The organism is Delftia sp. CH05, assembly GCF_009827015.1.
Taxonomy (GTDB): domain Bacteria; phylum Pseudomonadota; class Gammaproteobacteria; order Burkholderiales; family Burkholderiaceae_C; genus Comamonas; species Comamonas tsuruhatensis.
The window spans coordinates 110,912-135,513 of the sequence record NZ_WUMG01000007.1; the positions used below are offsets into that span (position 1 = coordinate 110,912).

12 protein-coding genes (1 of these 12 cut by a window edge) are annotated in these 24,602 nt (G+C 68.4%); 4 read left to right on the top strand and 8 right to left on the bottom strand.

What is annotated here, in order from left to right; all coding sequences use genetic code 11:
• Together GRX31_RS08675 and GRX31_RS08680 are read left to right on the top strand one after the other, a co-directional pair.
• Positions 1–10,772, top strand: the 3' portion of a protein-coding gene (locus GRX31_RS08675) for a non-ribosomal peptide synthase/polyketide synthase (protein WP_160852220.1). Its footprint begins 7,777 nt before the window's first position; only the last 10,772 of its 18,549 coding nucleotides appear in the window; its start codon lies beyond the left edge, outside the window; its stop codon occupies positions 10,770–10,772.
• Between the two features lie 183 nt (positions 10,773–10,955).
• Positions 10,956–13,355: a TonB-dependent siderophore receptor gene (locus GRX31_RS08680; RefSeq protein ID WP_160852222.1), complete on the top strand. Its 2,400-nt coding sequence runs from the start codon at positions 10,956–10,958 to the stop codon at positions 13,353–13,355.
• A gap of 76 nt (positions 13,356–13,431) precedes the next feature.
• On the opposite strand, the gene GRX31_RS08685 is transcribed toward GRX31_RS08680, so the two are convergent.
• The 5 genes from GRX31_RS08685 to GRX31_RS08705 all read right to left on the bottom strand — a co-directional run bounded on the left by GRX31_RS08685 (position 13,432) and on the right by GRX31_RS08705 (position 18,838).
• A complete protein-coding gene (locus tag GRX31_RS08685) occupies positions 13,432–14,466 on the bottom strand; it encodes a FecR family protein (RefSeq protein WP_160852224.1) in 1,035 nt (344 codons plus the stop codon).
• An 11-nt stretch (positions 14,467–14,477) separates the two neighbouring features.
• Complete coding sequence (locus tag GRX31_RS08690; protein WP_016450480.1) at positions 14,478–15,077, bottom strand: RNA polymerase sigma factor; 600 nt, start codon at positions 15,075–15,077, stop codon at positions 14,478–14,480.
• A 214-nt stretch (positions 15,078–15,291) separates the two neighbouring features.
• Positions 15,292–16,590, bottom strand: coding sequence for a lysine N(6)-hydroxylase/L-ornithine N(5)-oxygenase family protein (locus GRX31_RS08695; protein WP_160852226.1), 1,299 nt, complete (start codon positions 16,588–16,590; stop codon positions 15,292–15,294).
• An 11-nt stretch (positions 16,591–16,601) separates the two neighbouring features.
• Complete coding sequence (locus tag GRX31_RS08700) at positions 16,602–17,714, bottom strand: GNAT family N-acetyltransferase (RefSeq protein WP_160852228.1); 1,113 nt, start codon at positions 17,712–17,714, stop codon at positions 16,602–16,604.
• A 158-nt stretch (positions 17,715–17,872) separates the two neighbouring features.
• Entirely contained in the window at positions 17,873–18,838 is a 966-nt protein-coding gene (locus GRX31_RS08705) for an alpha/beta hydrolase (RefSeq protein ID WP_160852230.1), read from the bottom strand.
• A 247-nt stretch (positions 18,839–19,085) separates the two neighbouring features.
• Between GRX31_RS08705 and GRX31_RS08710 the strand changes: the two genes are divergently transcribed.
• Entirely contained in the window at positions 19,086–20,801 is a 1,716-nt protein-coding gene (locus GRX31_RS08710) for a cyclic peptide export ABC transporter (RefSeq protein WP_160852232.1), read from the top strand.
• 20 nt (positions 20,802–20,821) lie between these two features.
• The gene (locus GRX31_RS08715) at positions 20,822–21,676 is read left to right on the top strand and encodes a N(5)-hydroxyornithine transformylase PvdF (protein WP_160852234.1); all 855 of its coding nucleotides are present in this window, start codon (positions 20,822–20,824) and stop codon (positions 21,674–21,676) included.
• 153 nt (positions 21,677–21,829) lie between these two features.
• Here the strand turns inward: GRX31_RS08715 and GRX31_RS08720 are convergent, their stop codons facing one another.
• From GRX31_RS08720 to GRX31_RS08730, 3 genes are all read right to left on the bottom strand, one after another.
• The gene (locus GRX31_RS08720; protein ID WP_016450486.1) at positions 21,830–22,588 is read right to left on the bottom strand and encodes a 3-hydroxyacyl-CoA dehydrogenase; all 759 of its coding nucleotides are present in this window, start codon (positions 22,586–22,588) and stop codon (positions 21,830–21,832) included.
• A gap of 131 nt (positions 22,589–22,719) precedes the next feature.
• On the bottom strand, positions 22,720–23,766 hold the full coding sequence (locus GRX31_RS08725; RefSeq protein WP_016450487.1) for an extracellular solute-binding protein: 1,047 nt from the start codon (positions 23,764–23,766) through the stop codon (positions 22,720–22,722).
• Positions 23,767–24,042: 276 nt separating this feature from the next.
• Positions 24,043–24,591 (bottom strand): phasin family protein, encoded by a 549-nt coding sequence (locus GRX31_RS08730; RefSeq protein ID WP_016450488.1) that lies wholly within the window; start codon positions 24,589–24,591, stop codon positions 24,043–24,045.
• Positions 24,592–24,602 lie beyond the last annotated feature (11 nt).

The window sequence follows — 24,602 nt, forward strand, 5'->3', positions numbered from 1 at the left end:
TGTTCTCGGCCCTGCTCAACTACCGCTACAGCGTGGCCCCGCAGGAGGGGGCCGCAGCGGGCGCGTGGGAAGGCATGACGGCGCTGGGCGGACAGGAGCGCACCAACTACCCCGTGACCGTGTCCATCGATGACCTGGGCGAAGGCTTTGGCATCGTGGCCCAGGCCGATGCTGCTCTGGGGGCTGAACGGCTGTGTGGATACATGGCGTCGGCCGTGGCCTCCCTGGTCCACGCGCTGGAAAGCGAGCCCGGCCTGGAGGCTGCGGCGCTGGACATGCTGGACGGCAAGGAATGGGCGCAGCTGCAGGCCTGGAGCCTGGGCGCCCGAACCGAACCAGGGATGCAGCCTGTGCACCGGTTGATCGAGCGCCAGGCCCAGGCACGGCCGGACGCCGTGGCGCTGGTCCTTGGCGATCAGGTGCTGAGCTACGACCAGCTCAACCGCCGCGCCAACCAGCTGGCACACCGGCTGATGGCCCTGGGCGTGAGGCCGGAGACCCGGGTGGGCATCGCCATGGAGCGGTCCATCGAGATGGTGGTGGGCCTGCTGGCCATCATGAAGGCCGGTGGCGCCTATGTGCCCCTGGACCCCGATCACCCGCCCGAACGGCTGGCGCAGATGATCGAAGACGGCGCCGTGCGGCGCCTGCTCACCCACAGCGCGCTGCGCGAGCGCCTGCCCGCAGGCGAGGATCTGCAGTGGCTGGACATCGACCGCATCGATGTGGCCGGTGAATCGCAGCGCAACCCGGTGGTTGCCGTGCATGGGGAGCATCTGGCCTATGTGATCTTCACCTCGGGCTCCACGGGCCGTCCCAAGGGCGCGGCCAACCGGCATGCGGCCCTGCACAACCGGCTGGCCTGGATGCAGCAGGCCTATGCGCTCGATGCCTCGGACGCCGTGCTGCAAAAGACACCGTTCAGCTTCGATGTGTCGGTCTGGGAGTTCTTCTGGCCCCTGATGGCCGGCGCCCGGCTGGTGATGGCCGCGCCTGGCGATCACCGTGACCCCGCAAGGCTGGTGGCGCTGATCACGGGCCATGGCGTCACCACCGTGCACTTCGTGCCTTCCATGCTGCAGGCCTTTGTGGCGCACGCGGGCGTTGCAGCATGCACGGGCCTCAGGCGCATCCTGTGCAGCGGCGAGGCCCTGCCGGCCGAGGCGCAGAACGCCGTCTTCAGGCTCCTGCCCGGAGCCGGTCTCTACAACCTCTATGGCCCTACCGAGGCGGCCATCGACGTCACCCACTGGCGCTGCCGCGACGACGGGCGGCGCCAGGTTCCCATCGGCCAGCCCATCAGCGGCATCCGCACCTATGTGCTGGACTGCGCCATGCGGCCGGCGCCACAGGGCGTGGCCGGCGAGCTGTACCTGGGCGGCACGGGCCTGGCGCGCGGCTATCTGAACCGCCCCGCACTGACGGCCGAGCGCTTTGTGGCCGATCCGCTGGACACGCAGGGCGGCCTGCTGTACCGCACGGGCGACCTGGTGCGCTGGAACGGCGACGGCCAGATCGAGTACCTGGGGCGCCTGGACCACCAGGTGAAGATCCGCGGCCTGCGCATCGAGCTGGGCGAGATCGAGGCCCATCTGCTGGCCCAGCCCGGCGTGCGCGAGGCCGTGGTGGTCGCGGCGCAAGCCACATCGGGCGCGGCGGGCGCACGCCTTGTCGCCTATGTGGCCGGCCCGGACGCCGATGCGGGGCTGGCCGAAACCTTGCGCCAGGCGCTGGCCCGGCGGCTGCCGGACTACATGCAGCCTTCGGCCATCGTCGTGCTGCCTGCGCTTGCGCTCAATGCCAACGGCAAGGTGGACCGCAAGGCCCTGCCGCAGCCCGAATGGGCGCAGCGTGGATACGAGCCGCCGCACAACGGGGTCGAGCAGCAGCTGTCGGCGATATGGGCCGAGCTTCTGGGGCAGGACCGCGTGGGGCGGCGCGACAACTTCTTCGAGCTGGGCGGACACTCGCTGCTGGCCATGGGCATGCTGGAACGCATGCGCGCGCATGGCCTGTCGGCCTCGGTGCGCAGCCTGTTCCAGCATCCGCAGCTGGCGGATTTTGCGGCGCAGCTGATGCAGGCGGACGGCGCCGCCCAGGTGCAGGTGCCGCCCAACGGCATCCCCGAAGGCTGCACGGCCATCACGCCCGCCATGCTGACACTGGCGGCGCTGGACGTGCAGGAGATCGCACGGGTCGAGGCCGCCGTGCCCGGTGGCGCGGCCAACATCCAGGACATCTATCCGCTGGCGCCATTGCAGGAAGGCATTCTGTTCCACCACACGCTGCACCCGCAGGGCGACGCCTATGCCACGCCCACGCTGCTGGGCTTCGACACGCGCGAGCGGCTGCTGGGCTTTGTGCAACGGCTCAACCGGGTCATCGCACGCCACGACATCCTGCGCACGGCCGTGCTGTGGGAGGGGTTGGCCGAGCCCGTGCAGGTGGTCTGCCGGCAGGCGCAGGTGCTGCTCGACTGGCTGGAGGAGAGCGAAGGTGAAGGGGAAGGAACGGATGTGGCCAGCCGGCTGCAGGCCGTGCTGGACCCGCGCGTGCAGCGCATCGATGTGCGCCGCGCGCCCATGATCCGCGCCGTGGCGGCGCAGGATGCGCCCAACGGGCGCTGGCTGCTGCAGCTGCTGACCCACCACCTGGTGCTGGACCACACGACGCTGGAGCGCATCGTCGAGGAGATCGCGCTGATGGCCCAGGGCCGCGAGGCGGAGTTGCCCAGGCCCCTGCCGTTCAGGCGCTTCGTGGCCCAGGCCCGCCTGGGCGTGAGCACCAGCGAGCATGAGGACTTCTTCCGCGCCATGCTCGGCGATGTGGATGAACCTACGGCGCCGTTTGGCCTGCTGGATGTGCAGGGCGACGGCAGTGCGGTGCAAGAGGCCAGGCTGGCCTTGGACGAGCCCCTGGCGCGCAGCGTGCGGCGGCAGGCACAGCGCCATGGGGTGAGTGCAGCCAGCCTGTTCCACCTGGCCTGGGCGCTGGTGCTGGGCAGGACCACGGGCAAGGACGACGTGGTGTTCGGCACCGTGCTCTTTGGCCGTATGCAGGGCGGGGAGGGCGCGCACAGCGCGCTGGGCATGTTCATCAACACGCTGCCGCTGCGCATACGGCTGGGCGGCCGCAGCGTGCAGGAATGCCTGCGCCAGACGCATGAACTGCTGACGGGGCTGATGCACCACGAGCACGCCACGCTGTCGCTGGCGCAGCGCTGCAGCGCTCTGGCGGGGGGGACGCCGCTGTTCTCGGCCCTGCTCAACTACCGCTACACCGCAGCGCCGCAGGAGACGGAGGCAGCGGGCGCAGCCTCGGGCGCGTGGGAGGGCATGACGGCCCTGGGCGGACAGGAGCGCACCAACTACCCGGTGGACATGTCCATCGATGACCTGGGCCAGGGCTTTCGCCTGGTCGGGCAGGCCAGCAAGACCGTGGGCGCGCAGCGCCTGTGCGCCTACATGCTGGCCGCAGTGGAAGGCATTGTTGCGGCCCTGGCCGAAACGCCTGCGTTGCCGGCCTGCGATATCGAGCTGCTGGACCGGGACGAATGGGCGCTGCTGACGCAATGGGCGCAATCGGGGCAGTCCGGATGCAACCCGCAGAGCCGCGACGCCCAGCCCCTGGTGCACAGGCTGTTCGAGCAGCAGGCGGACGAGCAGCCCCAGGCCACGGCCCTGGTCTTTGGCGACGAATGCATCAGCTATGCGCAGCTCAACCGGCGTGCCAACCGCCTTGCGCACCGCCTGATCGCCGAGGGGGTGGGCGCTGAGGTGCGCGTGGGCATTGCGGTGGAACGCTCGGTGGAGATGGTGGTGGCCGTGCTGGCCGTGCTCAAGTCGGGCGCGGCCTATGTGCCCCTGGACCCCGGCTATCCGGCCGAGCGCCTGGCCCACATGGTCGAGGACAGCGGCATGGCCTGCCTGCTCACGCAGTCCCGCCTGGGGCTGGAGGTGGCCGGTCGCGTGAAGGCGCTGGACCTGGATGCCATCGGCGCGATGCCGGGGCCCGACCACAACCCCGGTGCCGCCGTGCATGGCGAATGCCTGGCCTATGTGATCTACACCTCGGGCTCCACCGGCCGGCCCAAGGGCGTGGGCATTTCCCACCGCTGCCTGGCCGAGCAGGCGCAGCTGGCCGTCGGCTTTGCCGCGCTGTCGCCGCAGGACCGTGTGCTGCAGTTCGCCACGCTGAATTTCGATGGCTGCATCGAGCAACTGTTCGCGCCGCTGGTGGCCGGCGCGGCCATGGTGCTGCGCGGGCCCGAACTCTGGGACAGCGCCACCTTCCACAGGGAACTCATGGCCAGGCAGATCAGCGTGGCCGATCTGACCACCGCCTACTGGCTGCTGCTGGTCCAGGATTTTGCGCGCCAGGGCCTGCGCGGGTACGGGCGGCTCAGGCAGGTGCATGTGGGCGGCGAGGCCATGCCGGGCGCCGGCCTGCAGGCCTGGCGCGATGCCGGGCTGGGCCATGTGAGGCTGCTCAATGCCTATGGCCCGACCGAGGCCACCGTCACGGCCTCCCTCTTCGACTGCACCGGCCTGGTGGAAGGCGCCGGCGCGGCGCCCCAGGACCTTCCCATAGGCCGGCCCCTGGCGGGCCGGCACATGTGGGTGGTGGACGACCGGATGCGCCCCGTGCCCCTGGGCGTGGCCGGCGAGCTGTGCATAGGCGGGCCCCTGCTGTCGCGCGGCTACCTGAACCGGGCAGGGCTCAGCGCGGAGCGCTTTGTCGCCGACCCCTTCGGCCGCGATGGCGCAAGACTCTATCGCACGGGCGACCTGGTGCGCTGGAATGCGCAGGGCCAACTGGAGTACCTGGGGCGGGTGGACCACCAGGTCAAGATCCGCGGCCTGCGCATCGAGCTGGGCGAGGTGCAGTCGCAACTGCTGGCGCTGGACGATGTGCGCGAGGCCGTGGTCGTGGCCGGCGAGGGACCGGCGGGCACGCGGCTGCTGGCCTATGTGTCTGCCCGCAGCGGGCGGACCCTGGACGGGCAGGAGATGCGCGAGCGCCTGGCCACGGTACTGCCCGACTACATGGTGCCGGGCGCCATCATGGTGCTGGACCAGTTGCCGCAGAACGCCAACGGCAAGCTGGACCGGCAGGCCCTGCCCGCGTTCGGCATGCCAGCCGCCAGCCAGGCGCCCGAGGGCGAACTGGAGGCGCTGCTGGCCCGTATCTGGGCCGAGGTGCTGGGCCTGGAGCGGGTGGGGCGCAGCGACAACTTCTTCGCGCTGGGCGGTGATTCCATCCTGAGCCTGCAGATCGTCTCGCGCCTGCGCCGCTTCGGCTGGAAGCTGTCGCCACGGCAGCTGTTCGAGCGGCAAAGCATTGCCGAGCTGGCGCGTGTGGCCGAGCCCGTGCAGGACGAGGCCGTGGAGCATGAGACCCCGGTCCAAGGGAGCGTTCCCCTGCTGCCCATTCAGGCGGAGTTCTTCGAAACGGACGTGCCGCAGCGATCCCACTGGAACCAGGCCCTGCTGCTGCGCAGCATGCAGCCGCTGCAGCCTGCGCCGCTGCGCCAGGCCCTGGCCGACCTGCTGGCCCGGCACGACAGCCTGCGCCTGCGCTTTCGCCCCACGGCGCAGGGCGCCTGGGAGCAGGCCTACGCAAGCCCGTCCGAGGCCGACCTGCAGGCACTGCTGTGGGTGCGCCAGGCACGGGATGCCGGCGCGATCGAGGCCTTGTGCGAACAGGCGCAGCGCAGCCTGGACATCGTCCACGGGCCGCTGCTGCGCGGGCTGTGCATCGAGGTGGGCGACGGCAGCTGGCGCCTGCTGCTGGTGGCCCACCACCTGATCGTCGATGGGGTCTCCTGGCGCATCCTGCTCGAGGACCTGCGTTCGGCCTATGCCAGCCGGCTGCAGGGCCTGGAGCCCGCCAGGGTCCACAAGACCGCCAGCTACCAGCGCTGGTCGCAGGCGCTGCAGGCCCATGCCGCGCAATGCGGCGGCGAGGTGGCCTTCTGGCAGGCGCTGGCCCAGGTGCCGGCCAGCCTGCCCTGTGCCCGCCCCGGGGGGGCCAACACCCTGGCATGGCAGTCCAGCGTCGAGCTGCGGCTGGACCGCGAGCGCACCGAGGCCCTGATCAGCCGCGTGCCGGCGGCCTACAGGACGCAGATCAACGACATCCTGCTGGCCGCCCTGGGGCGCGCTCTGTGCGCGTGGAGCGGGCAGCAGCGCATCCTCGTGGACCTGGAGGGCCATGGCCGCGAGGAGCTGTCGGCCGGCGTGGACGTCTCGCGCACCGTGGGCTGGTTCACCAGCGTCTTCCCGGTGGCGCTCGATGCGGGCACAGGCCCGGGCGACGCGCTCAAGCGCGTCAAGCAAAGCCTGCGCGAGGTGCCGCTGCACGGCCTGGGCCATGGCGTGCTCAAGTACCTGGGCACGGCGCAGCAAAGGCAGGCCATGCAGGCCTTGCCCCAGGCCAGCCTGGTCTTCAACTACCTGGGGCAGTTCGATGCAAGCTTTGACAGCGCGGCCCAATGGCTGCCGGCTGCCGAGGGCAGCGGCATGCCGGCCGACGCCTCGGCGCCGCTGTCGCACGAGTTCACCATCAATGGCCGCGTGTACGACGGCGAGCTGGTGATGACGGCCGCCTTCAGCACGGCGCGCCACGACACCGCCGATGTGCAGGCCTGGATGGGGCGTTACCGGCAGGAGCTGGAAGGCCTGATCGACCACTGCCTGAGCGGCGCGCAGGGGGTGACGCCCTCGGACTTCCCGCTGGCCCGGGTCACGCAGGCGCAGCTGGACGGCCTGGACCTGCCTGCGGGCAATCTGGCGGACCTCTATCCGCTGTCTCCCATGCAGTCGGGCATGCTGTTCCACAGCCTGTCCGATCCCTCGGGGCTGTCCTATGTCACCCAGCTGCGCATCGACGCGCATGGCCTGGATGCCGCGCGCTTCCGAAAGGCCTGGCAGGCGGTGCTGGACCGCCATGCCGTGCTGCGCAGCGGCTTCCTGGCCGATGCGTCCCTGCCGCTGCAATGGGTGGCCCGGCAGGTCCTGCTGGACATCACCGAGCATGACTGCCGGCACAGCGAGGATGTGGCGGGGGCCCTGGATGCCCTGGCCGCCGGGCAGTTCGCGGCCTTCGACCTCAGCAAGCCGCCGCTGATGCGGCTGGCCCTGGTCCGCGTGTCCGATGGCAGCCACCACTGCATCTGGACCGCCCACCACCTGCTCACGGACGGATGGAGTTCATCGAGCCTGCTGGGCGAGGTGCTGCGCGACTACAAGGGCATTGCCGTGGAGCCCGTGGACACCAGCTACCGCGACTACATCGCATGGCTGCAAGGCCTGGACCACGGGGCCAGCGAGGCCTACTGGAGGCGCCTGGTGCAGCCGCTGCACGAGCCCACCTTGCTGGTGGATGCGCTTGCCCGGCCTGCTGTCCGGCCTGGTGCCTCGCCTGCAGCCCGGCAGGGGCACCACGAGGCCGGCACCGCGCTGGATGCCGGTGCCACGCAGCAGCTGGTGGAGTTTGCCCAGCGCGAGCGCGTGACGGCCAACACCCTGGTGCAGGCCGCATGGTCGCTGGTGCTGGCGCGGTACACGGGCCAGGCCACGGTGGCCTTCGGGGCCACGGTGGCAGGCCGCCCGCCCGAGCTGGCCGGCGTGGAAAGAATGCAGGGGCTGTTCATCAACACCTTGCCGGTGGTCGTGGCCTGCGACGGCGCGCTGGAGCTGGGCCCCTGGCTGCGCACGCTGCAGGCACAGAACCTGGCCTCGCGCGAGCATGAGCAGACGTCGCTTTCGGACATCCAGCGCTGGGCGGGCAAGGGCCAGCGCGGCCTGTTCGACAGCATCCTGGTGTTCGAGAACTACCCCATGGATGCCGTGCTGTCCGCGCACGACGACCCGCATCTGCGGTTTGCGGTGACGCATGCCATCGACGTGACCTCCTATCCCATGGACCTGGAGGTGCGGCTGGGCGATGTGCTGTCGCTCAAGATGATCTACCAGCGGAGCAGCTTCGGCGATGACACCGTGCAGGCCCTGCTGCGGCAACTGGTGCAGGTGCTGGCGTCCATGGCGGGCGAGGGCGTGCACTGCCTGCGGGACATCGCCTTGCTGCCCGAGCCCGGACGCGATGGGCCGGCGGGCACAGGCACGGGCACGGGCACGGATGCCTGCCGCCCGCCGTTCCTGCCCGTGCATGCCGGCATGGCGCTGCAGGCGCACCGGGACCCGGGCGCGGTGGCGCTGGTCATGGGCGAGCAGACCATCAGCCATGGCGAGCTGCAGGCGCGCAGCAACCATTTCGCCAACCGCCTGGTGCAGTCCGGCGTGGGGCGCGGCGCCATCGTCGGCATCGCCATGGAGCGTTCGCTGGAAATGGTGATCTGCCTGCTGTCCGTGCTCAAGGCGGGCGCGGCCTACCTGCCCCTGGACCCGGCGTCGCCGGCCGAACGCCAGAGGTTCATGCTGGCAGACAGCGGTGCCTCCCACCTGATCGCCCACAGGGCGGCGCTGCACAAGCTGGGCACGCCGGCCGTGGCCCATCTGGTGGTGGCCGAGGAGGTGGACTTCACCCAGGCCTGCAACGCGGCGCCGGCCCATGCCGTGCACGAGCGCGACCTGGCCTATGTGATCTACACCTCGGGCTCGACCGGGCAGCCCAAGGGCGTGGTGGTCGAGCACGGGCCGCTGGCCATGCACTGCGCGGCCACGGCCGGGATCTACGGCATGCGGGCGAACTCGCGCGAGCTGCATTTCATGTCCTTCTCGTTCGACGGCGCGCATGAGCGCTGGCTGACGGCGCTGAGCATCGGCGCCGGCCTGGTGCTGCGCGAGCCGCAGATGTGGACGGCGGAGCAGGCCTGCGAGGCCCTGCGCCACCACGGCATCTCCAATGCCGCGTTCCCGCCGGCCTATCTGGCGCAGATCGCGGACTGGGCCGCAGAGCAGTCGCAGGAGCCGCCGCCGGTGGAGCTGTACGTCTTCGGTGGCGAGGCCATGCCCAAGGCCGCCTACGACAAGGTGCGCCAGAGCCTGCGCCCGCGCCTGCTCATCAACGGCTACGGCCCCACCGAGACGGTGGTGACGCCGCTGATCTGGAAGGCCGAGGCCAGCGAGACCTTCGACTGCGCCTACGCCCCCATCGGCCGGCCCGTGGGCGAGCGCACGGTGCACATCCTGGATGCCGACCTGCACCGGGTGCCGCACGGCGTCGTGGGCGAGCTGTACATCGGCGGCTACGGCCTGGCGCGCGGCTATCTGTCGCGCCACGGCCTGACGGCCGAGCGCTTCGTCGCCGACCCCTTCGACGGCGGTGGCGGCCGCCTGTACCGCACGGGGGACCTGGTGCGCGAGATGCCGGACGGCAACATCGAGTACATCGGCCGGGCCGACCACCAGGTCAAGATCCGGGGCTTCCGCATCGAGTTGGGCGAGGTCGAGAAGGCCGTCCGGGCCGTGCCCGGCGTGGTCGATGCCGCCGTGCTGGTCCAGGATGCCGGTACAGGCAAGCAGCTGGTGGCCTATGTGGTGGGGGAGGAGGGCACGGCCGCGCAGTCCCTGGTCCAGCGCATCCGCCAGCAGACAGGCGAGCACCTGCCCGACTACATGCTGCCGGCCCATACGCTGGTCCTGCCCGCCCTGCCAAGACTGGTCAGCGGCAAGCTCGACCGTGGTGCGCTGCCGCTGCCGCAGGCAGATGCCGGGCGGGTTCACGTGCCACCGTCCACAGCGTCGGCCATGGCGCTGGCCCGCATCTGGCAGGAGGTGCTTGGCGTGGAACGCGTGGGCGAGACCGACAACTTCTTCGAGCTGGGCGGGGACTCCCTGCTCAGTCTCAGGATGCACGCCAAGGTGCGCAAGCTGGGCGATCCGCAGTTGGACTTCAAGCTGCGCGACCTTCTGCAGCGGCCCACCATTGCCGGCCTGCTGGAGCTTCGCTCAGCCGGCGCCGGTGGAGCTGGGGGCGTCGTGGCGCTCAACGCCGTGTGTGAGGCTGCGCCACCGCTGTTTTGCGTGCATGCCGGGTTCGGCACGGTGTTTGACTACCAGCCGCTGGCGCGGGCACTGCAGGACCGGCGCACCGTCCACGCCATACCCTGCCGCAGCCTGGGCGATCCCGGCTACCGCGACCGCTCGCTGGAGCAGATGGCCGACGACTACTGCGCGATGGTGAGGCAGGTACAGCCCGCCGGCCCCTACCACCTGCTCGGCTGGTCCCTGGGCGGCAGCCTGGCGGCCCTGATCGCGGCCCGGCTCGAAGGCCAGGGACAGACGGTGGGTTTCCTGGGGCTGGTGGACCCGTTCGTGCCTGCTGGCGATGCGGCCGGGTCCCCGTCGTGGTGGGATGACTTCCGGCTCTTCGTCTCGCAGATGCTGCCCTTGGCGCGCATCGAGGACCTTGCGGACATCGATGCATCGGTGCCGCCCCGCGCCGATCTGCTGGCTGCCGCGCTGGGCCGCGAAGCTGCAAGGCAGGGACCGGGGGGACCGAGCGGCCATGCCTGCATGGACGGCGCCGACCTGGCCCAGGCCTTTCTGACCACCCTGCACCTGAAGCACCTGGCGCTGCAGGCGCAGGCCCTGGCGCCCGTGCAAGCGGCGGCAAGCCTTTGGTGGAGCGATGAAACCGCGGCCGGGCACCGGCTGCGGCTCGCGCACCAGCTGCGCCAGGAGGACGCCGGAAGGGCCGAAAGGGCAGAGGGCGCGGTGATCCGCGCCGACCACTACGCCATCATGAGGAACGAGGGGCTGACGGCCGAAATCCTCGACGCCTTGGCGCTGGAGTACGCGCTGGACTGAGGGGCAACGGCGGCCGGGGTGCCCCCCGGCCCGTCCCGTCCCGGGTCTTTTTCGTGAAAACCGGGTTACACCTTGTCTCCATTTTTGCGCGCAGAACGTCTTTGGAATGCACAACAACCCGGGCGGAGGTCCGTGCCCGGTTGGTAACCAGTCTCATTCAATGCCTTTGGAAATTCTTCGACCATGCCTTCCTTGCCCCGTCAACATCTGCTGAGCCTGGCCCTTGCCACGGCCTTTGGTTCCGTCTCGTTCTGGAGCACCGAGGCGGTGGCCCAGGCCACAGGGCAGGAGGCTGCCCAAGTGTTCGATATCCATGTGCCGGCCCAGGCCCTGGCTTCGGCCATCAACGAGCTGTCCCGCCAGACGGGAACCCAGATGTTTGCCGCAGGCGACCTGGTGGCCGGGCTCAGTTCCCGCGCCGTCAACGGCCGCCTGACATCGGAGCAGGCCTTGCGGGAGCTGCTGGCCGGCACGTCCCTGGAAGCCATCAGGATGAACAACGGAGGCTTCGCCATCCGCCGTCCCGCGGTCTCCGGCGCGACCTTGCCGACCATCAACGTCACGGACAGCGAAACCGCAGCCGGCCCCGTGCAGGGCTATGTCGCCCGGCGCAGTTCAACGGGTACCAAGACCGATACGCCCATCCTGGAGACACCGCAGTCCATCACGGTCATCGGCGCCCAGGAGATCGAGACGCTGAAGTCGCAAAGCCTGCAGGATGCGCTGGGCTACGCGGCCGGCGTCACCCGCGCCGAGGGCCTGGACCGGACCTCGGACAGCCTGTACCTGCGCGGATTCCGCACCACGGGCATGTACCGGGACGGCAGCCTGTTCACGGCCAACATCTACGACGGACGGCAGGAGCCCTACGGCCTGGAGCGCATCGAGCTGCTCAAGGGTGCCTCTTCGGTGATCTTTGGCTCGGTCTCCCCGGGCGGCGTGGTCAACACCGTGAGCAAGCGGCCCACCGCGGAAAAAATCCGGGAATTGAACATCGATGCCGGAAGCTTCGGGCGCAAGCAGGTCTCGGGTGATTTTGCGGGTGCCCTGGACGACGAGGGCAAATGGTCCTACCGGCTGGTGGCGCTCAAGCGCGACAGCGACAGCTTCATCGACCGAGTCCCCGATGACAGAACCTATATCGCCCCATCGCTCAAGTGGCAGCCCGATGCGAACACCTCGCTGACACTGTTGGCCGAGGTCCAGAAGGACCGCACCACCTACGTCTACGGGCTGCCCGCCTACGGCACCCTGCTGCCCAACATCAATGGACAGATTCCCCGCAACCGCTTCATCGGAGAGGCGGGACGGGACAAATTCGATCTGGACCGTTACTCCATCGGCTATCTCTTCGAACATGCCTTTTCCGAGAAGCTCAAGCTCAGGAACAGCATGCGCTACTACAACGCAAAGAGCAGCTACTTCAGCACGGACGGCTGGGGCCTGTCCGCCGACCAGCGCTCGGTGGTGGAGCGCTACTACCAGCCGCGCTGGGACCGCTCGTCGGCCTTCGTGACCGATACCTCGCTGCAGTACCAGCTGGACCAGGGCCGCATCAAGCACACCATGCTGGTGGGCTTCGACTACGCCCTGCCAAAGCACGAGACCGAGCGCTATGAACAGCAGGCCGCCGACCTCGATGTCTTCAACCCGGTCTACGGCAAGCCGGTGGGGCCTGTCTCCCCCTACTACCGTTCGTCCTGGAAGAACGACTACAAGCGCCTCGGCATCTATGCGCAGGACCAGATCAAGATCGATGACAAGTGGGTGGTCCTGCTGGGCGGCCGCTATGACAAGGTCCGCTTCAACGAGACGAACTTCTTCACCGGGGACGTGAGCGCGGCCAATGAGAAAAGCTCGGCCTTCACGGGCCGGGTGGGCGTGGTCTATCTCGCCGCCAATGGCCTTGCCCCCTTCTTCAGCTACAGCGAGTCCTTCGAGCCCACCCAGGGCCAGGACCGCCTCGGATCGCGGTTCAAGCCGACGACGGGACAGCAGTACGAGGCCGGTGTCCGCTACCAGCCCAGCGGCTCCAGGGCCATGGTTTCGGCAGCGGTCTTCCAGCTCACCCGCCAGAACCTGCTCGTGCCCGATCCCCAGGACGCCAGCAGGGCGTTCAACATCCAGGCCGGGGAAGTCCGTTCCCGTGGCTTCGAGCTGGAGGCGCGAAGCTCCATAGGCCGCAATGTGAACATCATTGCCGCCTATGCCTACACGGATGCGCGCACCACGCAGGCAAGCCCCCTGCAGCCGGACGAGCTGGGCAAGCGCTCCATCGGCGTGCCCTACAACCAGATATCGCTGTGGGGCGACTACAGCTTTGGAGACTTCGGGCTTGCGGGCCTCAAGGTGGGCATGGGCGCCAGGTACCTGGGCCAGACACGCGGCCTGGCCTATGGCGTTCCCGTCTCGCTGCCGGCGTTCACCCTGGTGGATGCCATGGTCAGCTACACCACCGGACCCTGGCGCTTCGCCCTGAACCTCACCAACCTGACCGACAAGACCTATATCGCCAGCTGCTCCTACGGCTGCTTCTACGGCGAGCCCCGCAAGGTGATCGGCACGGCCACCTATCGCTGGTAAGCGGGCATGGGCCATGGGCCACGGCTGGAGCGATCCGGCCGTGGCCTTTTCTTTGTCGGGGAACCGAAGGCGCCGTTCAGAGCGCCTGCAGCAGCACGCTGCCATCGGCCTGCGGGCGCACCCTCAGCGGCAGGATGGAGGGCAGCACGGCCAGCAGGCCGGCCGAGTCGTTGGCGCGAAAGCGCCCCGTCAGGCGCAGCGCGGCCACGCGCGCATCGGCGGCTTCGATGGGCTGGGTGCGGTAGGCGTTGACGGTGGCCAGGGCCTCGGCCAGCGGGGTGTTCTCGAAGACCAGCCAGCCTTCGCGCCAGGCGGACAGCGTGGCGGCATCGGCCTGGCGCACGGCCTCGGGCTGGCCATTGCGGATGTCCACCACCTGGCCTGGCAGCAGGTCCAGCGTGGCCGCCGCCTCGGTCGCCGGATCCTGCGCATCCCTGCCCAGCACGCGGACCCTGACATGGCCATGCTCCACGCCCACCGTGACCGTGCCGCCACGGTCGCGCACGGTGAACACCGTGCCCACGACCTCGATGCGCGCCTCGCGCGTGATGACCTCGAAGGGGCGGTCGGGGTCCGAGGCCACTTCGAATCGCGCTTCCCCGCGCGACATGGATACGCTGCGGCGCTGGCGGTAGAGCGTCACGGCAATGGCGCTCTGGGGCGCCAGCTCGATGCGGCTGGCCTGCAGCGGCGCCTTGCCGTCGGCCAGCGTGACCTTGAGCATCTGCGAGTTGCGCGTGGCATAGGCCGAGGTGTGCAGGGGCTGCTGCCAGTACCAGTAGGCGCCCCGGCCCGCCAGCGCGCCGGTGCCCAGCAGCCCTGCAAACGACAGCAGCAGCTTGCGGCGCTGGACGCTCCTGGTGGAGCGCGAGGCGCTGTCCGCCAGCAGGGCGGTTTCCTGGAATTGCTCGCGCAGTCCGCCGGACAGGCCGCCGAGCATGTTCCAGCGCAGGTGCGCCTCGCGTGCGGCGGCATCGTGCCGGGCTGATTTCTCGCGCCATGCGCCCAGGGTCAGGCGTGCCTGGTGGGCCACCGGGTCGGGAGCGATTTCGCTTTGAACGATCAGCGTCAGCGCATGCTCGACCATGCGCTCGCTAGGTGCACTTGCCATGGAAAGGGGGGTCAGGATGCGTCGTCGGTCAGTGTACTGTTGTCGAAATCCATGGCGCTGCCCAGCGCATGGTCCTCGATCAGCTCGGAGCGCAGCTGGGCCAGCACGCGCGAGCAGTCCAGCGTGGCGCGCACCATGTGCTTGGCGACGGCCATTTCGGTGATGTTGAGCTGATCGGCGATTTCCGCGCGCGTGTAGCCATGGGCGCGAAAGAGGATGAAGACTTCGCGCCGGCGCGGCGGCAGGCCTTCCAGCGCCTGGACGACGCGGTCCAGGATCTGGCGCTGGGCGGCCAGGGTTTCGCTGGAGGGCGCGCTGTGCTGCACCGCCATTTGCTGGCGCGTCCAGTCCTGGGAGGTCTTGCGCTTGCGCGCATCGTCTATGCACAGGTTGCGTGCCACGCGAAACAGCAGGGCGCGCGGGGATTCGATGTCGGCATCGGGCAGCGCCTCGGCCTTCTTGCCGCTGCGCAGGCCCAGGGCGTGCACATAGACCCGCTCGAAGCTCGATTGCGCGATGTCGGCCGCATAGTGCGGATCCCGGAGATCGCGCGTGAGCTGGCGGCGCAGATCGCCATAGTGAGCCACGAGTTCCTGGATCAGGTCACGCATCCGGATACCTGCCTTTCCGCAAGGGCGATGGGTTGGAATCCCTGGGTCCGTACAGAGAAGGGCCTACCGGATGCTGCAACCCCGGCCAGGGCCGGGGCGGTGCAGCAGCGGGTATGGGATTCAGCGGCGCAGGTGATTCGAATTCAAATGCAAATGGTTTGCATTCAAATTATGGCATGGGAGATTCGTGCGCCATCATGCCCGGTGCGATCTTTCAGTCCTGCAGCGCCAGCTGTTCTGTGCGCGCAACATCGGGTTTTTGGGCTTGCGCTGCCAGCAGGGCGTCGCCGATTTCGCCGGTGCGCACCGAGGTGACGGACAGCAGGGTATCGCTGAGGCCGTGGGAGCCCTCGCAGGCGCCCTGCAGGAAGATGGCGGGGCGAAAGTCCGCCGTGGTGTGCACCTGGTAGTCGCGGCTCACGGAGAAGTCGCCCAGGTAGGGGGCCAGCGGGTCCAGCAGGGTCTTGTGGTGCTCGCGCGCATAGCCGGTGGCCAGCACCACCACGTCGTAGCGCGATGCATGGTCGATGCCGCTGTTGAGGTCGCGCAGGCCCAGGTGGATGCCGTCGCTGGCAGCGCGCACGTCCTGCACCTCGTGGCGGCGCAGGAAGCGGTGGCGCGTGTCGCCGACGACCTTCTGTTCATAGAACACCTTGAAGATGCTCTCGATCAGCTCCAGGTCGGGACAGGCGTAGTTGGTGTGCCAGAACTCGCGCAGCAGAGCGCCGCGCTCGTCGTGCGGGCGGCTGTAGACATGGTCCACGAAGTCGGCGTTGAAGATTTCGTTGACGAAGGGGCTGTCGTCCGAGGGGCGGATGGAGCGGGCGCGCATGACCAGGTCGATCTCGGCCTTGGCGTAGCGGCCGTGCAGGTCCATGAAGATTTCCGCGGCGCTCTGGCCCGCACCGACCACGGCGATGCGCAGCGGCCTGGCATGCTCTGCAATGCTGCGCAGGTAGGCGCTGGAGTGGAAGACGCGCGCATCGCCGCGCAGGGGCTTGAACTGCTCGGGAATGCTGGGCGTGCCGCCGATGCTCATGACCAGGTTCTGGCCCAGGCGCTCATGCACGTTGCCGGCCGCATCGCGCGAGCGCACGCGCAGCAGCTCCACCTTGCCGTCGCGTTTTTCAGGCAGCACCTCGATGACTTCCTGCCCGTAGACGCAGCGGTCCTCGAACTTGGAGGCGGCCCAGGCCAGGTAGTCGTTGAATTCGTGGCGGCTGGGAAAGAAGGTCTTGAGGTTGATGAAGTCCTGCAGCCGGCCCTTCTCGTGCAGGTAGTTGATGAAGGTGAAGCGGCTGGTGGGGTTGCGCAGCGTGGCCAGGTCCTTGAGGAAGGACACCTGCATGTGGGCCTGCTCCAGCAGCATGTCCCGGTGCCAGGCGAAGCGCGGCTGCTTTTCGATGAAGACGGGGTGCATGGCCCGCGCGGTGGTTTCGCGCTCCTTGAGGGCGATGGCCAGGGCAATGTTGGAGGGGCCGAAGCCGATGCCGATCAGCGGGTGGGTTTGCATGGAAGGTCCTTTCATTGGGTCGATGCGTCCAGTGCGTCCGGCGCGGCTGCGTCGGTCTGCGGTATCCACAAGGCGTCTGCGAAAAAGCGTTCCCTGAGCAGCACTCCCAGCACGGCGCGCTTGTGCGGGAAGTCGAATTCCTTGACCAGCGCATAGCCGCAGCGCGGCAGGCTTTTGCGCATCTTGCGGTTGTCGGCGCGCGGCTCTACGACGATGCGCTGCGTGCGGCAGTCGTCCAGAAAGAGGTAGTGCGACAGCGAGGGCAGCCAGGCCGTCAGGTAGGGTCTGCCGCGGAACCGCGCCTCCCCCACCAGCGCATGCCAGCCCCGGTCATGGTCGCCCGCGTCATAGAAGGGGGCGATGCGGTCTTCCTTGGCCCAGTAGGCCTCGAAGTAGCCGAAGGGCTCGCCGTCGAAGCAGCCGATGAGGCCGAGCGCATGCGGGTCGCCGGCCATGCGCTGCAGATAGGCGCGGTGGTGGGCAAGGTCGCCGCTTTCCTCCCAGAAATGCGCGACGACCGGGTCGTTCATCCAGCGGTGGATGAGGGGCAGGTCGGCCTCGGGCTCCACGGTGCGAAAGCTCAGCGTGCGGCCCAGCCAGGGGATGAAGCGGCGGTAGACCTCGCCGCGCGGCTTGTGCAGGCGCACGGGGTGGCGCCGGCCTTCGCTGATCGTGTAGTGCAGCGCATAGGGTGGGCGCGGGCGGGGCAGCCACAGGGGCTGCTGCCAGAGCACGTCTCTTGCCACGCGCGCAGCCTGGCCCGGCTGCACCGTGGCGATGCTGTCGCGCAGGCCCGGTGGCAGGCGGGGCAGGGACAGCTCGATTTCCCGGGCATCCGGGCGCAGGCCGAAACCGGCCTGCAGCGCGGCCAGCAGTTCATCGGCTTCGGGCATGCCCGAGCAGGGCCCCATCCATTGCAGCCGCAGCAGGCCTGGCGCGGCCGCGGGTGACAGGTTCCAGAGACTGTGCTTGCCGGGCCTGCCGGCATCCACGGACCCCGAACGCTCCAGGCGCAGCCGCTGTCCATCGCCGAAGACGCTGATCGTCTCGGCGCCTGCATGGGCGAGGTAGCTGGCGCCGGAGGCGTCCGGTGACGGTGTAGCGGTGGCTTCGGCTGGACGCACGTGGACTCTTTCAGATGGAGTGCCCCGCGTGCGGGACACGGGTCGGGGCTCGGGCAAGGGCACAGGGGACACAAGGGACGCAAGGGACGCAGGGGACACAAGGCAGCCTCATGACCGGGATGACGTGCAGGCGCGGCAAATGTTCATGCCAGGGCCGTTCATGCCAGGGCCGGGATCTGGGCCGCCTGAAAGGCATGGGCCAGTGCCTTGCAGATCCGGTCGCGCAGCACCTCGGTCTCTTCGGTGAGGGCGCCCAGCCGCGCAAAGTCATGGACCATGCCGGCGTAGATCTGCAGGTCCACGGCTAGGCCGGCGGCCTGCAGCCGCTCGGCATAGCGCTTTCCTTCGTCGATCAGCGGGTCGTACTCGGCCAGCACCATCAGCGTGGGGGCCAGCCGGCCCAGGTCGGATGCCTGCAGCGGGGCAAAGCGCCAGTCCTGCCGGTCCGCATCGCTGCGCAGGTATTGGCCGAACATCCAGGCCAGGGTGTCACCTTCCAGCAGATGGCCGGTGGCCAGGCGCGCATGCGAGTCACTGTCCTGCCGTGCTGCCGTGCAGGGGTAGAGCAGCAACTGCAGCAAGGGCTGGGGCATGCCCGCGTCGCGCGCGGCGATGCACAGGGCCGTGGCCAGCGTGCCCCCGACGCTGTCGCCGCCAATGGCCAGGCGCTGCGCGTCCAGGCCATGGCGGCCGCCGTGCTCCAGCAGCCAGGCCAGGGCGTCCTGTGCGTCGAGGAAGGCGGTGGGAAAGCGGTGCTCTGGCGCCAGCCGGTAGTCGATGGCCAGCACATTGCAGGGCGTGCCCAGCGCCAGGCTGCGGCACAGGCTGTCATGGGATTCGAGGCCGCCCAGCACATAGCCGCCGCCGTGAAGGAACAGCAGGCAGGGCGCGGCTGTGTGTCCAGGGGCTGCGCGGTAGAGCCGGGCACGGATACGCGCGCCGTCGCGCGTGGGCAGCTCCAGGTCCTCGGTGGGCAGATCGTCGCCCGGCAGGTCCAGCGCCAGCGTGGCGTTGTCGTAGGCGGTGCGCGCCTGCGCTGCCGTCATCTGGCTCATGCGCGGGCGGCTGGATGCCTGGGCGTTGGCGAGTTCAAGAAATGCTTGCAGGTCGGGGTGGAGAGCCATGGCGTCCTTCGGGTGTGCGGCAGACAAGGCAGGGCGGGCCGATGCAGGGCATGGCGCCCGCGCTGCCCCTTCCCCGTGATGACGCTGGGCGGCGGAATTTGTTCATCGCCGGGACGATGAACATTTCCCGCGCTCGCACGTCTTGCAGGGAGTGGGCAGCGTGCGTCGTGCGCCGCATCCCCAGGAAAACGCCGGGCCGCGCCGGCATTGCAAGGCCATGCGCCCACGGGCGCCAGAGGAATCCCTTATGGAAAACGCCAGCCGACCGCCCTCCGAGGTACTGCGCCTGCTCAGGCCCTTCCTGCCGTGGATGGCCCTGTCCGTGGTCACGGGCATTTGCGCGGGTGGGGCCACGGTGGCGCTGCTGGCGACCATCAACCAGGTGCTCAACCGCCCAGGCGGATTGGCCGGCGGGCTGCTGCTGACCTTCATCGCCCTGTGCGCCACCGTGCTGGTGTGCCGGGCCGCGTCCGACATGTCGGGCAATTTCGTGGGGCAGCGCCTGGTGGCCCGGCTGCGCAAGGAGCTGGCCAGCAAGATCCTGGCCGCGCCCATCGATGCGCTGGAGCGCTACCGCACGCACCGCCTCATGCCCGTGCTCACGCAGGATGTGGACATGATCAGCGACGTGGCCTTCGTGCTGGCCTCCAACGTGATCGCCCTGGCCATTGCGCTGGGCTGCCTGGCCTATCTGGCCCTGCTGTCGCCGCCGCTGTTTGCCATGCTGGTGGTGGCGCTGGTGCTGGGCGTCAGCCTGCAGGCGCTGGCCCAGTCGCGCGGCGTGGCGGGGTTCTGGAAGGCGCGCGATCACGAGGAAGTGCTGCACAAGGCCTACCGCGCCATCAGCGAAGGCGCCAAGGAGTTGCGCATGCACCGCGCGCGCCGGGGCCGCATCTTCGACGGGCAGATTGGCTCCACCGTGGATGCCATCCGCCGCATCAACAGCCGCGCCATCAACACCTATGTACTGGCCACGGCCTTCGGTTCGGCGCTGTTCTTTCTGTTGATTGCCCTCATCCTGGGCTGGGCCGCGCTGCGCACCACCGAGCCCGTGGTGCTCAGCGGCTTCGTGCTGGTGCTGCTGTTCCTCAAGGGCCCCATGGACCAGATCGCAGGCGCGCTGCCCAACCTGGGCCGTGCCAAGGTGGCGCTGCAGCGCATTGCCGACCTGTCGGCGCGCTTTGCCAGCCCGGAGCCGCACCTGCACCTGGACAGCCGGCCCGGCGAGGTCCGCCTGGACCACGGCCTGGAGCTGTGTGGCGTGCGCTATGCCTTCGATGCGCCCGAAGGCGGCAAGGCCTTCGAGATCGGTCCCATCGACCTGAAGCTGGACAAGGGCGAACTGGTCTTTGTGGTGGGCGACAACGGCTCGGGCAAGACCACGCTGATCAAGCTGCTGCTGGGCCTGTATGCGCCCCAGCAGGGCGAGATCCTGCATGACGGCCAGCCCGTCACGGCACAGACGCGCGATGACTACCGCCAGCTGTTCACCACGGTGTTCTCGGACTTCTACCTGTTCGAGGACCTGGTGGCCGGCGGCGAAGAGGGCCAGGCCGCCGCGCTGCCCGAGGCCGCGCTGCCCTACCTGCAGCGGCTGGAGATCGCCCACAAGGTCAGCGTGCGCAACGGCAGCTTCAGCACCATCGACCTATCCACCGGCCAGCGCAAGCGCCTGGCCCTGGTCCACGCCTATCTGGAGGGCCGGCCCGTGCTGGTCTTCGACGAATGGGCGGCCGACCAGGACCCGAGCTTCCGCCACCTGTTCTACACCGAGCTGCTGCCCGAGCTGCGCGCCAGGGGCCACCTGCTGGTGGTGATCTCGCACGACGACCGCTACTTCCATTTGGCCGACCGCGTGGTCCGCATGGATGCCGGCCGCATCGCTGCGCCGCAGCCGCACCCGGAGCATCAAGGGCCCGCGGCCACCGAGCCGACCCCGGACGCCGCACTTGCGGCCACCTGATTCACGCTGAACTCACGCACATGGCAAAGACAAAACTCGTCTACATCTGGTCCCTGAGAAACGCCGCCGCCGACCAGGCAGGCCAGCACATCGCCTACAAGGGCGCAACGCGCTACATGAAGTCGCCGCTCGAATACCTGGGCGAGCTGCTGGACACCAGCCCGCTGGGCGATATCTACAGCCTGGAGGCCGTGATCCACGACGACGACGAGGCCTCGCCGCGCGACCGCGAAAAAATCGGCGACTACGGCTTCAGCTACCAGCCGGGCGGCCGCTGGTTCTATCCGCCGGACCTGCGCATCCAGGGGCGCAGGGTCAATGACCTGCTCATGGCCGTGCCGTCTTCCTACCGGCGCCTGCCGCTGAACGATCCGCAGCGCGCCGCGGGCAAGCAGATGTTCGAGGCGCAGTTGCAGGACAGGCTGGTACAGCTGGGTGCCGAGCGGGTGGTGCTGGATGGCCTGCTCGTCATCCTGGACCGGCTCGTGCGGCCCGGTGCCCTGTTCCACCGCAGGATCGCCAACATCCACCCCGGCATCACGCGCCTGGAGTCACCCTATGAACGCCGGGGCGCCTGCGCCACGCTTGACGCGCTGCATGGCGCACAAGGCTACAAGATCGTGGACTGGAAGACCATGGAACAGCGCCCGGCCCCGCCCCTGTTCAAGACCGGCGCATCCTTTCACTACGTGGACAACGGCATCGACTCCGGCGAAGTCATCGCCGACGTGCTGGGCACCGACATCGATCCCCAAGACACGATTCTTGAGCTGCGCTGGAACAACTTCCAGCACAGCCTGTTCCCTGCATTGCGCAAGGGGCTGGAGATGATGGCCAGAGCGCCTGCAGACACGCCTGCAGACACCACGGTGTGACAACGCGCGTATCTCAAAAACCGGCACGGCCCAAAGCGAGGGACACCGAGCAAGGGCCTATGCCGGCCGCGCCGCCCCGCCGCGAGGGTGTCGTCCCCCTCCCTCGCGAAGCGAGAAAGAGAGGGGGAAGCGGCGTAGCCGCTCAGGGGGTGCTTACTTCGGTGCCAGACGAATGGCCCCGTCCAGCCGGATCACCTCGCCATTGAGCATGTCGTTGTCCAGGATGTGGCGCACCAGCTTGGCATAGTCCTGGGGCGTGCCCAGGCGGCTGGGGAAGGGCACGCCGGCGGCCAGCGCGTCCTGCACTTCCTGCGGCATGCCGAACAGCATGGGCGTGCCGAAGATGCCGGGGGCAATCGTCATGTTGCGGATGCCGTTGCGCGCCAGGTCGCGCGCAATGGGCAGCGTCATGCCGACCACGCCGCCCTTGGACGCCGCATAGGCCGCCTGGCCGATCTGGCCGTCGTAGGCGGCCACGCTGGCCGTGGAAATCAGCACGCCGCGCTCGCCCGTGCTCTCGGGCTCGTTGGCCGACATGGCGGCGGCGGCCAGGCGGATCATGTTGAAGCTGCCGATCAGGTTGACCGTGATGGTTTTGGAGAACAGCGCCAGGTTGTGCGCGCCGTTCTTGCCCACGGTCTTCTCGGCGGGCGCAATGCCTGCGCAGTTGACCAGGCCTGCCAGCTTGCCCAGGCTCACGGCCTTGTCCACCACGGCCTGGCCATCGGCCTCCTGGCTCACGTCGCATTTGACGAAGACGCCGCCGATCTCGTGCGCCACGGCCTCGCCCTTGTCCGCCTGCATATCGGCGATCACCACCTTGCCGCCCTCGGCCGCCAGCATGCGCGCCGTGCCTTCGCCCAGCCCGGAGGCGCCGCCCGTGACGATGAATACCCGGTCCTTGATCTGCATGGAATGTCTCCTTGGTTATCTGACGTTGACGTAAACGTAACTCTCAAATTATGCATGCAGCCCCGGCCGCAGCCATGTCGCGCCCAAGAAAAAGCCCGGCAGTGCCGGGCTGGTGATGGGCGCGATGGGGATTACTGGAACCCGGCACGGTCCAGCATTTGCTGGACCTTGGTCATGTTCTTGCCCACGGCCGTGATCGGGATGGTCTCGCTCTTGAAGGGCTTGCCGCCGGTCATTTCCTTGAGGGCAGGGTTGTCCAGTTCCACGCCCTTGGCTGCTGGCCACTCGTTGTTGCCGTTGGCAAAGTAGTTCTGGGCGGCGGGGCTGGCCAGGTACTCCAGGAACTTGACGGCGTTGTCCTTGTTCTTGGCATGGCGTGCCACGGCGCCGCCCGCGATGTTCAGGTGCGTGCCCCAGCTGGACTGGTTGGGGAAGACCACGCCGATCTTGCCGACCACGGCCTGGTCCTCGGGCTTGCCCGAACGCATCATGCGCGCCAGGTAGTAGCTGTTGGTCACGCCGATGGTGCATTCGCCCGAGGCCACGGCCTTGATCTGGTCGGTGTCGCCACCCTTGGGCGGGCGGGCCAGGTTGGCCTTCATGCCCTGGATCCAGCCCTCTGCCTTTTGCTCGCCCATGTGTTCGACCACGGTGCCGAACAGGCTCAGGTTGTAGGGATGCGAGCCCGAGCGGATGCACAGCTGGCCCTTGAACTTGGGGTCGGCCAGCGATTCGTAGTTCTGCACGTCGGCAGGCTGGACCTTGGCCTTGTTGTAGACGATGACGCGGGCACGTGTGGACAGGCCGAACCAGCTGATGCCATCGGCCGTGGGCTGGGCGCGCAGGTTGGAGGGAATGGCGTCTTCCAGCAGCTTGGAGTGGATGGGCTGGAACAGGCCATCCACCTCGCCGCGGTACAGGCGCGCGGCATCGACCAGCAGGATCACGTCGGCCGGCGAGGCCTGGCCCTCGGCCTTCAGGCGCGCAATGATGCCGGCGTCGTCGCCGTCCACGCGGTTGATCTTGATGCCGGTGGCCTTGGTGAAGCCGTTGTACAGCTCCTCGTCCGTGGAGTAGTGGCGCGCGGAGTAGAGGTTGACGACCTGGGAGTCGGCAATGGCTGTGCCGGCAGCCACCAGGGCGCAAGCGGCAAACAGGGCTTTCAGGGATTTCGACATGAAGACAGGCCTCTCTTTGTTGGCAAAGCGCGATGATAGGCTAAACGCGAATTGTTCTTAATAAAGGGGGTGGTTCTGGAGGGCTATGGCAGCCCGGGGTATCGAGGACGGGAATAAAAAAAACCCAGTCCAAGGACTGGGTTTTGAAAGGATCCAGAAACGGGGGTTTCGAGAGGATCCAAGGAGACAACTGGTCAGGTCTTGCGACCCGGGATGCATGCAATTATGAGGGTAATCACTAATTCTTGCACGCAACCCTGTTGTAAGACGGCGTGATCAACGCTTGCGGGTCTGGGCCGACTGGACGGCTTCGCTGGCGGTGTTGGTCACGGCCGTGAAGTTGGCTTCCGCCAGGTCCGAAGCCTGCTTGACGGCCTTTTGCACCGACTCGAAGGCATTGTTGGCAGCCGACACGGCGCTCTTCATCACGGCCACGGCGGTTTCGGAACCTGCGGGTGCGTTCTTGGCGGTGGTGTCCACCAGGGCGCTGAAGTTCTTCTGCAGATCGGATGCCTGGCTTTCGAAGGCCTTGGCCAGCTCGGCACCGGTGCCGCTGGCGATGTCGTACAGGTGGCGGCTGTAGGCAGCGGTCTTTTCAGCCAGGGGCTGGAACAGGTTGGCCTGCAGCGACAGCAGCTCCTGCGCATCCTTCACGCTCAGGACGGCCTGGGTGTGCTGGGCGGCTTCGTTCAGTGCGGCGCGCGAGGCGGTCACATTCAGTTCCACCAGCTTTTCAACGCCTTCGAAGGCCTTGCTCGTCAGGCCGAACAGGGTTTCCAGGTTGGCCTTTTGTGCGCTCAGGATTTGGTCAGGGGTCAAGCTCATGTCAGTCTCCA